General features: G+C 63.6%; 13 protein-coding genes. 10 read left to right on the top strand and 3 right to left on the bottom strand.

Features of this window, described 5'->3' with window-relative positions; all coding sequences use genetic code 11:
• Nucleotides 1-83: 83 nt before the first annotated feature.
• Nucleotides 84-830: a DNA repair protein RadC gene (radC, locus tag ACI5KX_RS07540; RefSeq protein WP_406810056.1), complete on the top strand. Its 747-nt coding sequence runs from the start codon at nt 84-86 to the stop codon at nt 828-830.
• Nucleotide 831: 1 nt separating this feature from the next.
• On the opposite strand, the gene ACI5KX_RS07535 is transcribed toward radC, so the two are convergent.
• Nucleotides 832-1,836 carry a DoxX family protein gene (locus ACI5KX_RS07535; protein ID WP_406810055.1) on the bottom strand — a complete coding sequence of 335 codons (1,005 nt, stop codon included), beginning with the start codon at nt 1,834-1,836 and terminating at the stop codon, nt 832-834.
• Nucleotides 1,837-1,968: 132 nt separating this feature from the next.
• On the opposite strand from ACI5KX_RS07535, the gene purB reads away from it, so the two are divergent.
• From purB to ACI5KX_RS07495, 8 genes are all read left to right on the top strand, one after another.
• On the top strand, nt 1,969-3,279 hold the full coding sequence (gene purB, locus ACI5KX_RS07530; RefSeq protein WP_406810054.1) for an adenylosuccinate lyase: 1,311 nt from the start codon (nt 1,969-1,971) through the stop codon (nt 3,277-3,279).
• A 91-nt stretch (nt 3,280-3,370) separates the two neighbouring features.
• Nucleotides 3,371-3,763 (top strand): DUF1049 domain-containing protein, encoded by a 393-nt coding sequence (locus ACI5KX_RS07525; RefSeq protein WP_406810053.1) that lies wholly within the window; start codon nt 3,371-3,373, stop codon nt 3,761-3,763.
• Nucleotides 3,760-4,434, top strand: a complete 675-nt coding sequence (pyrF, locus tag ACI5KX_RS07520) for an orotidine-5'-phosphate decarboxylase (RefSeq protein ID WP_406810052.1) — start codon at nt 3,760-3,762, stop codon at nt 4,432-4,434. The genes ACI5KX_RS07525 and pyrF overlap by 4 nt, the downstream gene beginning before the upstream one ends.
• A gap of 10 nt (nt 4,435-4,444) precedes the next feature.
• Nucleotides 4,445-5,077 carry a phosphoribosylanthranilate isomerase gene (locus tag ACI5KX_RS07515; protein WP_406810051.1) on the top strand — a complete coding sequence of 211 codons (633 nt, stop codon included), beginning with the start codon at nt 4,445-4,447 and terminating at the stop codon, nt 5,075-5,077.
• Nucleotides 5,078-5,084: 7 nt separating this feature from the next.
• Complete coding sequence (gene trpB, locus ACI5KX_RS07510; RefSeq protein WP_406810050.1) at nt 5,085-6,302, top strand: tryptophan synthase subunit beta; 1,218 nt, start codon at nt 5,085-5,087, stop codon at nt 6,300-6,302.
• A 301-nt stretch (nt 6,303-6,603) separates the two neighbouring features.
• The gene (gene trpA / locus ACI5KX_RS07505) at nt 6,604-7,398 is read left to right on the top strand and encodes a tryptophan synthase subunit alpha (protein WP_406810049.1); all 795 of its coding nucleotides are present in this window, start codon (nt 6,604-6,606) and stop codon (nt 7,396-7,398) included.
• A complete protein-coding gene (gene accD, locus ACI5KX_RS07500; protein ID WP_406810048.1) occupies nt 7,395-8,246 on the top strand; it encodes an acetyl-CoA carboxylase, carboxyltransferase subunit beta in 852 nt (283 codons plus the stop codon). The genes trpA and accD overlap by 4 nt, the downstream gene beginning before the upstream one ends.
• 16 nt (nt 8,247-8,262) lie before the next feature.
• A complete protein-coding gene (locus tag ACI5KX_RS07495; RefSeq protein WP_406810047.1) occupies nt 8,263-9,519 on the top strand; it encodes a bifunctional folylpolyglutamate synthase/dihydrofolate synthase in 1,257 nt (418 codons plus the stop codon).
• A gap of 114 nt (nt 9,520-9,633) precedes the next feature.
• On the opposite strand, the gene ACI5KX_RS07490 is transcribed toward ACI5KX_RS07495, so the two are convergent.
• On the bottom strand, nt 9,634-10,917 hold the full coding sequence (locus ACI5KX_RS07490; protein ID WP_406810046.1) for an MFS transporter: 1,284 nt from the start codon (nt 10,915-10,917) through the stop codon (nt 9,634-9,636).
• Between the two features lie 17 nt (nt 10,918-10,934).
• Nucleotides 10,935-12,662 (bottom strand): AmpG family muropeptide MFS transporter, encoded by a 1,728-nt coding sequence (locus tag ACI5KX_RS07485; protein WP_406810045.1) that lies wholly within the window; start codon nt 12,660-12,662, stop codon nt 10,935-10,937.
• 72 nt (nt 12,663-12,734) lie between these two features.
• On the opposite strand from ACI5KX_RS07485, the gene ACI5KX_RS07480 reads away from it, so the two are divergent.
• Complete coding sequence (locus ACI5KX_RS07480) at nt 12,735-13,919, top strand: aromatic ring-hydroxylating dioxygenase subunit alpha (protein WP_406810044.1); 1,185 nt, start codon at nt 12,735-12,737, stop codon at nt 13,917-13,919.
• Nucleotides 13,920-13,929: the final 10 nt, after the last annotated feature.

Here is a 13,929-nt window from a genome sequence, read left to right as displayed (position 1 = left end):
CCCACACTTGCGCGTATCGCTTGCCAAAGGCAATGAAGCTTAAGGCGAATTCCCTCGGCTCCGGCCGTATGAAAGGAGACAGCTTGCCAGAAGCTGACGACACGTTCGATTTCGGGGCGGAAAGCGAGCCCGGGAAAGCGCCCGTGTCGGATTCGGGTAAGCAGGCGGGCATCGGCCACCGGGCACGATTGCGAGAGCGATTGCTCAAGGGCGGTGCGGAAGCGCTCGCCGATTACGAAGTGCTAGAATACCTCCTGTTCGCGGCGATCAAGCAGGGCGATACCAAACCGGTCGCGAAAGAATTGATCAAGCACTTCGGTTCGCTTGCCGGTGTGCTCAACGCCGATCCAAAGGCGCTCCAGCGCATCAAGGGCGTGGGCGAAACCAGCGCCGCCGCGCTCAAGAGCGTCGCGATTGCGGCGCGGCGCATGGCGCGCAGCGAAGTGACGCAGAAGCCGGTGTTGTCGAGCTGGCAAGCCCTGCTCGATTACCTTGCGATCGATATGGCGCACCTCACGGTGGAACGTGTGCGGGTACTCTATCTCGATGCCAAGAACCGCCTGATCGACGATCATCATCTTGGCGACGGCTCGATCGACGAAGCGGCGATTCATCCGCGCGAAGTCATCCGCCGCGCAATGGACGTCGGAGCGAGCGCTCTGATCCTCGTCCACAACCACCCGAGCGGCAGTCCCGAACCGAGCCGGGCCGATATTCAGGTGACGCAGCGCATCGCCGAGGCCGGAAGGCTGCTGGGCGTGGCGGTCCACGATCATGTCATCATCGGACGCGAGGGCCATGTAAGCCTGCGCTCGAAGGGCCTGATCTAGATCACGGCTGGTTCAACCGCCGACGAAGCGCCTTGCCTGCAAACTCTCGTCCGCCGGTCCACCATTGCCGAAGGGTTGCGAGCCAGACTTCCGGATCGTCGGGACAAGGGGTCGTTTCTCCGGTACCAAACCTCCCCTTGAACCAGCGCTCGACAGCCCGGTCCACCGATAGCGGCCCGGCACCGCGTGCCTCGTACAATCCCAGCAGCAGCACCGGATAGAAAGTTACGTCGGGATGCGCGCCTGAAATCATGAAAGCTGCGATGACGAATGTCAGGGCATACGATACGGGGCTGGCGGCCGTCCCCGTGATGAGCAATGCAGCGAACACAATCGCCAACCATGGCGGCAGCCCACTGAAGCTCGTGATCGGGAGCCAGGTGGCGAGCGCGATCGGCGGCTCGAACATGCCGGCCAATGCAAGCAAGGCTCCCCCGAGCCAGACCCGCAAGGCCAGGACCAGATAAGGACCGACGTGATATCGGACCGCGCGTCCCATATGGACAATCGCCGCGCCCCGGGTGCCCACGGCCTTGCGGACCTTCGAGACCCACAAAGCATCGAGCGAAATCGCTGCCGCTCCGGCCGCTAGATACCAGACCAGCATCGCTATCAGCATCAGATTTGTGGTCGTCGGAATGTAAACCGCCTGCGCGACAATCGTCAGGATCGCGAGTGCTGCCGCGGCGGGGCGGGTGAAGAGTCCAAGAAGCAGCAATACTGGTGCGACCAGTTCGATGCCGAGGCCGGTTGCAGCCGCAGCCTCGGGCGTCATCCAGTCGACTGGGTACTCCTCCGTCGCGAGAAGCACCGCTGTGTCCCAGTTTCCCGCCTTGACCAGGCCGGAGCGGAGGAAATGGAGCGCAATGAAAAGCCGCATGGCGGCATCGGTGATTGGCCAGAACAGCACGGCGCTGCCCGAATAGAGCTTTCCAAGCCGTCTGGACCAGACGCCAAGCGCGCCTGGCTGATCCTTCGCGCTTATGCTCGCCCCCTCTTGATGCATTGCCTGTCCTCCCCCCGCACAGGTTCGGGTCTCCCGGAATTCGGTTACAGCCGATACGCCCACCCTTGCCAAGCGCGCAGCTTGGCAATAGCCGCGCGGCAACACCTGCAAACTCTCGCTCGAGGAAACCCGATGGTCCCCCGTTACGCCCGCCCGGAGATGTCGAAGATCTGGGAACCGGAAACCAAATACGAAATCTGGTTCCTGATCGAAGCACACGCGACGCAGAAGCTGGCCGAGCTGGGCGTGGTCCCGGAAAGCGGAGCCAAGGCGCTGTGGGACTGGTGGAAGACCGAGCCCGGCATCGACGTCGCCGCAATCGACGCCAAGGAAGCCGTGCTCAAGCACGATGTCATCGCCTTCCTCGACTGGGTGGCCGAACAGGTCGGTCCGGAAGCGCGCTTCATGCATCAGGGCATGACGTCCTCGGACGTGCTCGACACGACGCTCGCGGTCCAGCTCGACCGCGCAGCAGCGATCCTGATCGACGACATGGAGGCGCTGCTCGCAGCGATCGAACGCCGCGCCAAAGAGCACAAGTACACGCCAACCATCGGGCGCAGCCACGGCATCCATGCCGAACCGACCACGTTCGGGTTGAAGCTCGCGCAAGCCTATGTCGAATTCGAGCGCAATCTCGAACGCCTCAAGGCGGCGCGAACGGAAATCGCCACCTGCGCCATCTCGGGCGCGGTCGGGACCTTCGCCAATATCGATCCCTCGGTCGAAGCCTATGTCGCCGAACAGCTGGGCCTGGCGGTCGAGCCGGTCTCGACGCAGGTGATCCCGCGCGACCGGCATGCAATGTTCTTTTCGACGCTCGCGGTGATCGCCTCTTCGATCGAGCGGCTGGCGGTCGAAATTCGCCACCTCCAGCGCACCGAAGTGCTCGAAGCCGAGGAATATTTCTCGCCGGGCCAGAAGGGTTCGAGCGCGATGCCGCACAAGCGCAATCCGATCCTGACCGAAAACCTGACCGGTCAGGCGCGCATGATCCGTGCCTATGCCCTCCCCGCGCTCGAGAACGTCGCGCTTTGGCACGAGCGCGATATCTCGCACTCTAGCGTGGAGCGGTTCATCGGCCCGGATGCGACGATCACCCTCGATTTCGCGCTCGCGCGCCTCACCGGTGTCGTCGACAAGTTGCTGGTCTATCCCGAGCGTATGCAGGCCAATCTCGATGCGATGGGCGGTCTTGTTCACTCGCAGCGCGTCCTGCTCGCGCTGACGCAGGCGGGTGTCACCCGCGACAACGCCTATCGCCTCGTCCAGCGCAATGCGATGAAGGTGTGGGAATCCTCCGGCAAGCTCTCGCTGCTCGATCTGCTCAAGGCGGACGAGGAAGTGACCGCCGCACTCTCCGAAGCCGAGCTCGAGGAGAAATTCGACCTCGCTTATCACTTCAAGCATGTAGACACGATTTTCGACCGCGTGTTCGGTTAAACCGGCAATCCCGCGCCATCGCTAGACTCGCGCGGCAAATGCCTTAGGTTCGGGGACAACGTACCGGATTTCGAGAGGGGACCACGAATCCATGCAGATTGTTCGCACCATTGTCTGGATACTTATCCTGTTGGCGATGCTGACCTTTTCGTTCTTCAACTGGCAGCCGGTCGAAGTGACGCTGTGGGACAATGTCGTGCTCGAAACCAAGGTGCCGGCGCTGGTGATTATTGCCTTCCTGCTCGGTCTGGTGCCGACCTGGCTCTTCCACCGCAGCGTGAAATGGAGCCTCGACCGGCGCATCCGCAGCCTCGAAAACTCGGTCAAATCGAACGCGCTTTCGCAGCGTCACGCCCCCTCTTCGGCGACGTCTTCGGCGCCTCCCGCAGCAACGCCGGCCCCGCCTGCTGTGGATAAGCCCGTGGAAAAACCGGCAAACCCGGGGGATACTCTCACCCCGACCCCCAGCGGCGACGGCAAGTGAGCAACCCGGTCTTCCTCGCGCTCGACCTCCCGCAGATAGACCCTGCGAAAGAGCTGCTCAACAAGGTCAAGGCGCATATCGGCGGGGTGAAGCTCGGCCTCGAATTCTTCTGCGCGCATGGCGGGCACGGAGTGCACGAAATCGCGCATCTCGGCCTGCCGATCTTCCTCGACCTCAAGTTTCACGACATTCCCAACACCGTCGCAGGCGCGATGCAGGCGATTCACGTTTACGAACCTGCGATCGTCACCGTCCATGCCAGCGGCGGGCGCGCGATGCTCGAAGACGCGAAGGCGGCAGCCGCCGAGGGATGCAAGGTCGTAGCGGTGACGATGCTCACCAGCCTCGACGAGAACGATTTGAAACGCACCGGCGTCGGCGGCACCCCCAGCGATCATGTCATGCGGCTGGCCGATCTGGCGCAGGACGCCGGGCTCGACGGGATCGTTTGCTCGGGCGAGGAAGTCGGCGGCGTGCGCAAGCAATGGAAGGACGGGTTTTTCGTTGTTCCCGGCCTGCGCCCCGGCGGCAACGGGGTCGGCGACCAGAAGCGCGTCGTCACCCCGCGAAAAGCACGCGACGACGGCGCAAGCGTGCTGGTGATCGGTCGCCCGATCAGCCGCGCGGAAGATCCCGAAGCGGCAGCGCGAGCGATCGAGGCGACGCTCTAGGGCAGGAATTATGGCACTGCAGATCAAAATATGCGGGCTGTCGACGCCCGAGACGATCCGTGCCGCCGTCGAGGCGGGCGCGACGCATGTCGGCCTTGTGCATTTCGAGCCGAGCCCGCGGCATGTCGCGCTCGATGATGCGGCACGGCTGCGGGCGCTGGTGCCCGATACCGTCAAGGCAGTCCTGCTTCTGGTCAACGCAGACGTCGAGACCACCGGAAAGGCAATCGAAACGATAAAACCCGACGTGGTGCAGTTCCACGGCACCGAGACCCCCGAATGGATCGCACTCGTGCGCGAAAAGACCGGGGTCGAGGCGTGGAAAGCGCTCGGCGTGCAGGATGAAAGCACGCTCGAACGCTCGGCGCGCTACGAAGGCGCGGTCGACCGCTTGCTGTTCGATGCGCCCGCCAAGGCGCTCCCCGGCGGCAATGGCGAGGTGTTCCGCTGGGAGGTCCTCAAGGAACACGAGCACCGTATCCCCTGGGGCCTTGCGGGCGGGCTGACTCCGGAAAACGTCGCCGAGGCGATCCGCGAAACGGGAACCGGATTGGTCGACACCTCTTCAGGAGTGGAGAGCGCGCCGGGCGTCAAGGATGTGGACTTGATCCGCGCCTTCTGCAAAGCCGCGCTCGAAGCGTGAGATCCAAATGACCGAGAACACCCCCAACTCCTTCCGCACCCAGCCCGATGATCGCGGGCATTTCGGCGATTACGGCGGACGCTATGTCGCCGAAACGCTGATGCCGCTGATCCTCGATCTCGAGCGCGAATATCGCGCGGCGCAGGCCGACCCGGCTTTCGCCGCCGAGTTCGACGACCTGATGAAACATTATGTCGGGCGCCCCTCCCCGCTGTATTTCGCCGAGCGACTGACCGAGGCGCTGGGCGGCGCGCAGGTGTGGTTCAAGCGCGACGAGCTCAATCACACCGGCGCGCACAAGATCAACAATTGCATCGGGCAAATCCTGCTCGCCAAGCGCATGGGCAAGACCCGCATCATCGCCGAGACCGGCGCGGGCCAGCACGGCGTCGCCACGGCGACCGTCTGCGCGCGGTTCGGCCTGCCTTGCGTGATCTACATGGGCGCCGAGGATGTTAAGCGACAGTCGCCCAATGTCTTCCGCATGAAACTGCTCGGCGCGGAAGTCGTCCCCGTCACAAGCGGCGGCGCGACGCTCAAGGACGCCATGAACGAAGGGCTGCGCGACTGGGTCGCGAACGTCCACGACACCTTCTACATCATCGGCACCGCTGCCGGGCCGCATCCCTATCCGGAGATGGTCCGCAACTTCCAGAGCGTGATCGGCACCGAAGCGCGCGCGCAGATGCTCGAGCGCGTGGGACGTTTGCCCGATCTGCTGGTCGCCTGCATCGGCGGCGGATCTAACGCGCTGGGGCTGTTCCACCCCTTCCTCGACGATCCCGAAGTGAAGATGCTCGGCGTCGAGGCGGCGGGGCACGGGCTCGATGGCGACGAGCACGCGGCGAGCCTGCTTGGCGGCGCGCCCGGCGTGCTTCACGGCAACAAGACCTACCTGCTGCAGGACGAGGACGGCCAGATCACCGAGGGTCACTCGATCAGCGCCGGCCTCGATTATCCCGGCATCGGCCCCGAGCACGCTTGGCTCAAGGAAACCGGCCGGGTCGAATACACTGCCGTCACCGACGACGAGGCGCTCGACGGCTTCCAGCTGCTCTGCCGCACCGAGGGGATCATTCCCGCCCTGGAGCCCAGCCATGCGCTCCACGCCGTCGCAGAGCGCGCGAAGCAGATGGGCGAGGATGAAATCATCCTGATGAATCTGTGCGGACGCGGAGATAAAGACATCTTTACCGTGGCCGAGAAGCTGGGAGTGGAGATGTGAGGCGCGATTGGCGGCTCTTGGCGTCACTAAGCTTGCTTTTGGTCGCAGCACCTCTTCGCGTTTGGACCGAAAGCGGATTGCGCGACCATTACCTTACACAGGGCATCCAGTTGGGGAGAACAGGCGCTCCGATCAACTGCTTGGGACCATTTCCACATTCTCCATACCCCAAATGGTTCGATGAGTGGATACTTAGCTGCCCCCACCTTCCTGATTGGGCGTTTATGAACTTCGTCATATCTGGAAGCCTTTTCATCATCGGAATCATTCTCCTGCTCCACGCCTTGGTGTTCCCTCCAAAATGACCCGCCTCTCAAACGCTTTCTCCAAGTCCCACCCCGCCTTCGTCGCCTTCATCACCGCTGGCGATGGCGACACGGCCGCGAATCTCGATGCGCTGGTCGCAGGCGGTGCGGACGTGATCGAGCTCGGCATGCCGTTCACCGATCCGATGGCCGATGGCCCCGCGATCCAGAGCGCCAACCTGCGTAGTCTCGCCAAGGGCACGACCACGCAAACCGTGCTGATGATCGCCAATGAATTCCGCGCGCGGCACCCCGACGTGCCACTCGTCCTCATGGGCTATGCCAACCCGATGATCCGTCGCGGGCCCAAATGGTTCGCCGAGCATGCGCGCGGCGCGGGCGTCGACGGCGTGATCTGCGTCGATATCCCGCCCGAGGAAGACGATGCGCTCGGCCCTGCCCTGCGTGCCGAAGGCATCGCCCCGATCCGCCTCGCCACCCCCACCACCGATGCCGCACGGCTCCCGGCGGTGATCGAAGGCAGCGAGGGCTTCCTCTACTACGTCTCGGTCGCGGGCATCACCGGCAAGCAGCAGGCGGCGATCGACTCGATCGAGGCCAATGTCGGCCGCATCAAGCAATCGACCGACCTGCCCGTCGCGGTCGGCTTCGGCGTGCGCACGCCCGAACAGGCGGCGGAAATCGCAAAGGTCGCGGACGGCGTGGTGGTGGGCTCGGCCTTCGTCGATCTTGTCGGCGAATTTGGCACCGAGGCCCCTGCCAAGCTACAAGAGCTCACATCGGCAATGGTCGCCGCCATGAAGGCCGCGACCGAAGAGGCAAGCGCATGAACTGGTTCACCCGCGTCCGCAATTCGCTGGGCTTCGGCTCGGAAAAGAACAGCACCGAGAAAGACCTGTGGGTCAAATGCAAGTCCTGCCAGGAAATGCTGTTCGTGCAGGAATATGAAGACAATCTGCACGTCTGCCCGCGCTGCGAGCATCACGGCCGGATCAGCGCCGACCAGCGGCTTGCTTTGCTGCTCGACGAGGGGTTCGAGCTGCTGCCGCAGCCGCAGGTCGAGGAGGACCCGCTCAAGTTCAAGGATTCCAAGAAATACACCGACCGCCTGAAAGAGGCTCGCGGCAAGAATCCGCATGACGATGCCTTCAGCGTCGGTTCGGGCGCGATCGAGGGCCGTCCGGCGGTGGTCGGCGTGCAGGATTTCGGCTTCATGGGCGGATCGATGGGCATGGCCGTGGGACAGGCCTTCTGCGACGGGGCGCAGCGCGCGCTCGACCGCCAGTGCCCCTATATCGTCGTCACCGCAGCGGGCGGCGCGCGCATGCAGGAAGGCATTCTCAGCCTCATGCAGATGCCGCGCGCGACCGTGATGACGCGGCGCCTCAAAGCGGCAGGCCTGCCGTACATCGTCGTGCTGACCGATCCGACCACAGGCGGGGTGACCGCAAGCTACGCGATGCTCGGCGACATCCATATCGCAGAACCGGGCGCGCTGATCGGTTTCGCGGGCCAGCGCGTGATCCAGGACACGATCCGCGAGCAGTTGCCCGAGGGCTTCCAGCGGGCCGAATACCTCCACAAGCACGGCATGGTCGACATGGTGGTGCACCGCAAGGAGCTGAAGGAGACGCTCTCTAGCGTGATCGATTACCTTCAGCCCAAAGCAGCCGCCTGACGCAGGCAACCCCTAGATGAGGGATATGGGCAGATCGGACGATCCGCGCGTGCAGGCGCAGCTGGATCGGCTGGCGGGGCTCAGCATCCAGCGCGACACGCTCGGTCTGGATGCGGTGCGCGAATTGCTCTCGCGGCTCGGCGATCCCCACAGCCGGCTGCCACCGACCTTTCATGTCGCCGGGACCAACGGCAAGGGATCGACCTGTGCCTTCCTGCGCGCCATGCTCGAGGCGGAAGGCTACGAGGTCCACGTCACCACCTCGCCGCATCTCGTGCGCTACAACGAACGCTTCCGGGTGGCGGGCAAGCTGATCGAGGATGCACGCCTCGCCGACCTGCTCGAAGAGGTGTTCGACGCTGCCGAGGGGCTCGGGTGCAGCTTCTTCGAGATCAGCATCGCCGCCGCCTTCACCGAATTTGCCCGCGTCCCGGCCGATGCCTGCGTGGTCGAGGTCGGCCTCGGCGGCAGGCTCGATGCGACCAACGTGCTGGAACCCGAGGTGCTGGCGGCGTGCGGGATCGCGGCGCTGGGGATCGATCACGAACGCTTCCTGCTCGCGCCGGAGGAAGGCGTACCGATCGAGCCGATGGCTCGGATCGCGTTCGAGAAGGCGGGGATCGCGAAGAAGGGCGTGCCGCTGGTGACGCTGGGCGCAGAGTATCCGCCCGAGGCAGTGGCTGCGATCCGGGACGTGGCGGCAGATGTGGGTGCACCGCTCTTTGAATGGCTCAGGGATTTCGAGATTCCGATCTCACAGTCGCTCCCTATCCCACCTCAAGCTATCAACGCCGGATTGGCCTCGGCGATGCTCCGTTTGCAGGACAAGATTTCGATCTCGGAACGTGCCATCGAACAAGGCAAGAGAGATTGGGTTTGGCCTGCCCGCATGCAATCGCTTGGCCCTGGGCCACTGACCTTACTTGTCGATGGACAGCTGGTCATACTGGACGGCGCGCATAACCCCAGTGCGGGATTGGCCTTGGCCAACAGCATTGGCGGCCCCGTGCACCTCATCCTCGGCATGCTCGACAACAAGGATCCCCGCTCGCTGCTGAATCCGCTGGGCGACAAGGTGCGAAGCCTTACCATCGTCCCCGTCCCCAACCACGACAGCCATCCGCCCGAAGCCTTTGGCCCGGACGCGCGCGCGGCGGACAGTATCGAGGACGCGCTCTTGACCATTCCATCGGACGATTTTCCTATCCTGATCGCGGGATCGCTCTATCTCGCGGGCGAAGTGTTGCGGCTCAACGACGAGATTCCGGATTAGGAAAATCCGCTCATGCTGAGCCTGTCGAAGCACCGTCCTTCTTTCCGGGCTGCTGGAAAAGAAGAAAGTGCAGCCCTTCGACAAACTCAGGGCGAGCGGAAATTGGAATAATCGCTAAGGTGCAGTTTCCGTCCCCGCCGTTCCCATCGCCTCGTCGACCAGTCCGCTGCGCATCATCCACGCGAACAGCGCGATCCCGGGCAGCGCCAGCACGGTCGTCAGCACATAGAAATTCACATAGCCGATCCACTCGATCAGTCCGCCCGCCGTCGTCCCCGTCAGCACCCGCCCAACGACGCTCGCCGCAGCGCTGATCAGCGCGTATTGCGCGGCGGTGAAGCGCAGGTCGCACAGCGCCGAGAAATAGGCGACCACCACCACGCCGCCATAGCCGCTGGCGAAATTCTCGAACCCGATCGCGCTCGCCATGCCGAGGTTCGAATGTCCTGCCAGCGCGAGACCTGCGAAGCTGAGATTCGAGACCGCCATCAGCACAAGCGCGAGGAAAACCGATTGCTTCACGCCCATGCGCGCATAGATGATCCCGCCCACGAAGATGCCGACCATGAAGGCCCAGAAGCCAAGGCCGACATCGTAGAGCGCGATCTCGTCATTGCTGAAGCCGAGATCGTCGAACAGCAGCCGGAAAGTCAGGTTGGCGAGCTTGTCGCCGATCTTGTGGACGAGGATGAAGGCGAGCACGAGCCAGGCACCGTTACGCCGAAAAAACTCGCCGAACGGCCCGGCAATAGACTGCCACACCTCCCCCACCCCTTTACGGGCGATTACGATTTTGTGCCGAGCGGGTTCGCCCAACACCACTGCAGTCAGCATCGCCGGAAGCGCAAAGGCAGCGCAAGCGAGATACGCCCACTCCCACCCGGCTCGCGCCGCCACAACCAGTGCGAGCGCGCCCGCCCCCGCAGCGCCGATGCGCCAACCATACTGGCTCATCCCCGATCCGGTTCCGAGCTGGTAAGGCTTGAGCGTTTCGATCCGGTAGGCGTCTATCACGACATCGAAGGTCGCCCCGGCGACGCCGAGCAGCACCGCTGCGAGGACGGTCGCAGCGATATGCTGCGAGGGATCGACCAGTGCGAGATTGATAGCCGCCGCGATCACCAGAAGGCCTGACAGCAACATCCACGACACGCGCTGGCCCAGCGCTCCGATGACTGGCAGCCGCACCCCGTCGACGATCCACGCCCAGCTCCATTTCAGATTGTATGCGAGGAAGACGAGCGCAAAGCCGGTCACGGTCGCCTTGTCGATCCCGTCCTGCGCCAACCGCGTGGTCAGCGTCGCGCCGATCATCGCGTAGGGAAAGCCGGAAGACACACCGACGAAGAAAGCGGCGAGCGATTCCTTTTCGAGATACGGCCGGATCGAAGCCCACATATTGCGGGCCGCGCCGTTCACTCCGCGGGCTGCGCCACCGGATCAGGCGTCACCACACCCGAATTGGCTCCGGCGCGCGCCTGCCGCCACCATTCGAACGCCACCAACACGACCGCTCCCAATCCGATCAGTGTCGTCAGCACGAAGACATCGAAATAGCCCTGGTTCTCGATCATCTCTCCCAGCGCGCCGCGCCCGAGAGTGCCGACCAGCAGGGTGAGCGAGGAGAGCAACGCATATTGCACCGCGCTGAATTTCTTCGAGACGATGCTGGACAGCCACGCGATATAGGCCGCGCCGGCAATGCCGATGGCAAGGTTTTCGAATCCGATCGTGATGGTGAGCTTCGCCAAGGCTGGACTGCCGATCACCGGCACCTGGCTGATCGCCCAGGTGAAGCCGACCGCATCGCTCATCGCCTGCATGTAATGCCCGCCAATCGCGAGATCGGCGTAAAGCAGGTTGGTGAGCGCGGCGAGCAAGCCGCCGATGAGCAAGGTCGCCATCCGCCCGATTACTGTCAGCATCAGTCCTCCGACCGCCAGCCCGAGAATGATCGCTCCGACCCCGAAGAACTTCGAGGCGAAAGCCACCTCGTCATTCGAATACTGCAGCTCGCCCAGATAGAACGGATAGGCAAAGGTCCCCCAGATCGCGTCGCAAATGCGATAGGTCAGCACAACCGCGAGAATGAGGACGAGGCTCCAGCCGAGGCGTCCGACGAATTCCACAAGCGGCAATACCAACGCACGATAGAGATGGTCCATCGCATAGGCGCCGCCGGTCGCAGCGGGCGCGTCCTCCAAGAGCAGAAAATGCCCGTCCCGCTTCTTTGTCGAAAGCCAGCCCGCAATCAGCGCGGGCAGGATGATCGTCGCCACGATGATCCACGGACCGAAATTCTTGGTGAACTCGGTCGGATTCGGGCGATCTTCGGGCGCATAGGTCATCGACATGATCATGAAGGCCAGCACAACGCCGATCGCGAGCGCCCAAAGCAGCCCGACGAGGCCCAACGCCCTGGCACGAACGGAAGGGTGTAGCTCGCCTGCCTTTCGGAGCGCGAGCACCTGCTCGTCGGCCGGAGCTTCGCCGATAACCTTGTCATCCGCCGCATTGGGCGCGAATAGCCCGATAAAGCCGGCGGCGAGCAGGATTCCGCCCATCATCATGTAGGTCTCGGGCCAGCCGATCCGCGCCGCGATGATCAGGCCGAGCGCGCCGCCGACCAGCGAACTGAAGCGGTAACCCATCTGGTAGACGGTCGAGAGGATATCGAGCGTCGCCTTCTCGTCCGCCACGTCGATGCGCCAGGCGTTGATCGCGATGTCCTGCGTCGCGCTTGCAAATGCGCCGATCCCCGCAAGCAGGCTGAACCAGCCGAGCTGCGTCCTGGGCTCGAGCACACTCATCGTCACGAGGATAATGCCAAGCGCGATCTGCATCGGCACGATCCACTGCTTTCGCCTTCCGAGCCGCCTCAGTCCCGGGAGATTCGCCTTGTCGATCAGCGGCGACCACAGGAACTGGAAGGCATAAGCCAGCCCGATCAGCGAGAAGATTCCCATCGTCTCGAGATCGACCTCGGCCTCGGTGAGCCAGGCGAACAAGGTGCCGAGGAACAGCGCGAACGGAAGCCCGCTGGCGAAGCCGAAGACCAGCATGAAGAAGGTCTTGCGGTTGCTCAGCGCGATTCCCAGCGCCTTTAGCGCGCCCGGTTTTTTGGCTTCGGCGGTCTCGGCCATTCCCTAGCGTCCTTGTCGCGGGTCAAAAGTGGTGCAACACTAGCTGCGGATGAGAGGAATAGGAACGCCGCGATGAACGCGCCCACAACGCCATCAACAGCTTTGGACAAGCACACCGGCGAGCCGCTGCGCCCGACCGACGGTCAACTCGCGCTCGCCGAAGCAGTTCGCAACGGGGAGACCCGGGAAACCCATGGCACCCAGACGGTGCCCGCGAGCCGCTACACCGACCCGGCGCATTTCGAAGCGGAGAAACGCGCACTGTTCGACCGGTTGCCGCAGGTGCTGTGTCCCTCGGCACTTCTGCCCGAGCCGGGCATGGCGGTGCCGCACGACCAGACCGGTCGCCCGCTGCTGATTACCCGCGACAAGCAGGGCGAGGCGCACGTCTTCCTCAATGTCTGCCAGCATCGCGGCACGCGCCTCGTCGAAGGCGAGGATGTGCAGTGCTCCTCGAAACTGGTCTGCCCCTATCACGCCTGGACCTACCAACTCGATGGTAGGCTGCTTGCCCTGCCCCGGGCGGACACCTTCCCCGGCCTCGACAAGGCGCAATACGGCCTCAAGGAACTGCCGAGTTGCGAAGCGGGCGGGCTGATCTGGTTTTCGCCGCAGGCGGACGCGGATTTCAGCCTCGCCGAAACGCTGGGCGAAGATTTCAGCGCTTTCGCGATGGAACAGAGCTTCCTCTTCCGGCGCCGCACGCACACGGTGAAAGGCAACTGGAAGCTCATCATGGATGCCTTCCTCGAAAGCTACCATGTGTTGCGGCTCCATGCGAACACCATCGGACCGTTCTTCAAGGACGGGATCACCGCCGGGGACACGGTCGGGCCGCACATGCGTTCTGCCGTGGGCCGGCTCGAAGAGGTCGAGGGCGTCGATTTCACCGACATGGCGGCGCTGCGCCGGGTGATCACCTTTGCATACCAGCTTCTGCCCGCGACGGTAATCGTGCCCAGCCCAGACTATGTGAATGTGATGGTGCTGATGCCGCAGGCGCATGATCTTACGCTGGTCGAGGATTTCATGCTGATCCCCGAAGCGCCCGCGACCGACAAGGCGCGCGATCACTGGGAGCGCAGCTGGGCGCTGCTCGATGGCGGAGTGTTCGGGTCCGAGGATTTCCGGGCGGCGGAACTGGGCCAGCAGGGTCTCGAAAGCGGCGCGGTCGATCACATTACGCTCGGCACGCTCGAAGGCGGGATCAAGCGCTTCGACGAGACAGTGCAGGAATACTTGCGGGCGGTGAACTGAGCGCCTAGTC

The organism is Erythrobacter sp. GH1-10, from assembly GCF_045363165.1.
GTDB lineage: Bacteria > Pseudomonadota > Alphaproteobacteria > Sphingomonadales > Sphingomonadaceae > Erythrobacter.
This window is presented reverse-complemented; position numbering and strand designations above follow the sequence as displayed.

Excerpts from the sequence above, each read along its gene's own strand:
- ACI5KX_RS07535 (WP_406810055.1), bottom strand. The coding sequence starts at position 1,836 with ATGCATCAAGAGGGGGCGAGCATAAGCGCGAAGGATCAGCCAGGCGCG.
- purB (WP_406810054.1), top strand. The coding sequence starts at position 1,969 with ATGGTCCCCCGTTACGCCCGCCCGGAGATGTCGAAGATCTGGGAACCG.
- ACI5KX_RS07525 (WP_406810053.1), top strand. The coding sequence starts at position 3,371 with ATGCAGATTGTTCGCACCATTGTCTGGATACTTATCCTGTTGGCGATG.
- ACI5KX_RS07515 (WP_406810051.1), top strand. The coding sequence starts at position 4,445 with ATGGCACTGCAGATCAAAATATGCGGGCTGTCGACGCCCGAGACGATC.
- trpB (WP_406810050.1), top strand. The coding sequence starts at position 5,085 with ATGACCGAGAACACCCCCAACTCCTTCCGCACCCAGCCCGATGATCGC.
- trpA (WP_406810049.1), top strand. The coding sequence starts at position 6,604 with ATGACCCGCCTCTCAAACGCTTTCTCCAAGTCCCACCCCGCCTTCGTC.
- accD (WP_406810048.1), top strand. The coding sequence starts at position 7,395 with ATGAACTGGTTCACCCGCGTCCGCAATTCGCTGGGCTTCGGCTCGGAA.
- ACI5KX_RS07495 (WP_406810047.1), top strand. The coding sequence starts at position 8,263 with ATGAGGGATATGGGCAGATCGGACGATCCGCGCGTGCAGGCGCAGCTG.
- ACI5KX_RS07490 (WP_406810046.1), bottom strand. The coding sequence starts at position 10,917 with ATGTGGGCTTCGATCCGGCCGTATCTCGAAAAGGAATCGCTCGCCGCT.
- ACI5KX_RS07485 (WP_406810045.1), bottom strand. The coding sequence starts at position 12,662 with ATGGCCGAGACCGCCGAAGCCAAAAAACCGGGCGCGCTAAAGGCGCTG.
- ACI5KX_RS07480 (WP_406810044.1), top strand. The coding sequence starts at position 12,735 with ATGAACGCGCCCACAACGCCATCAACAGCTTTGGACAAGCACACCGGC.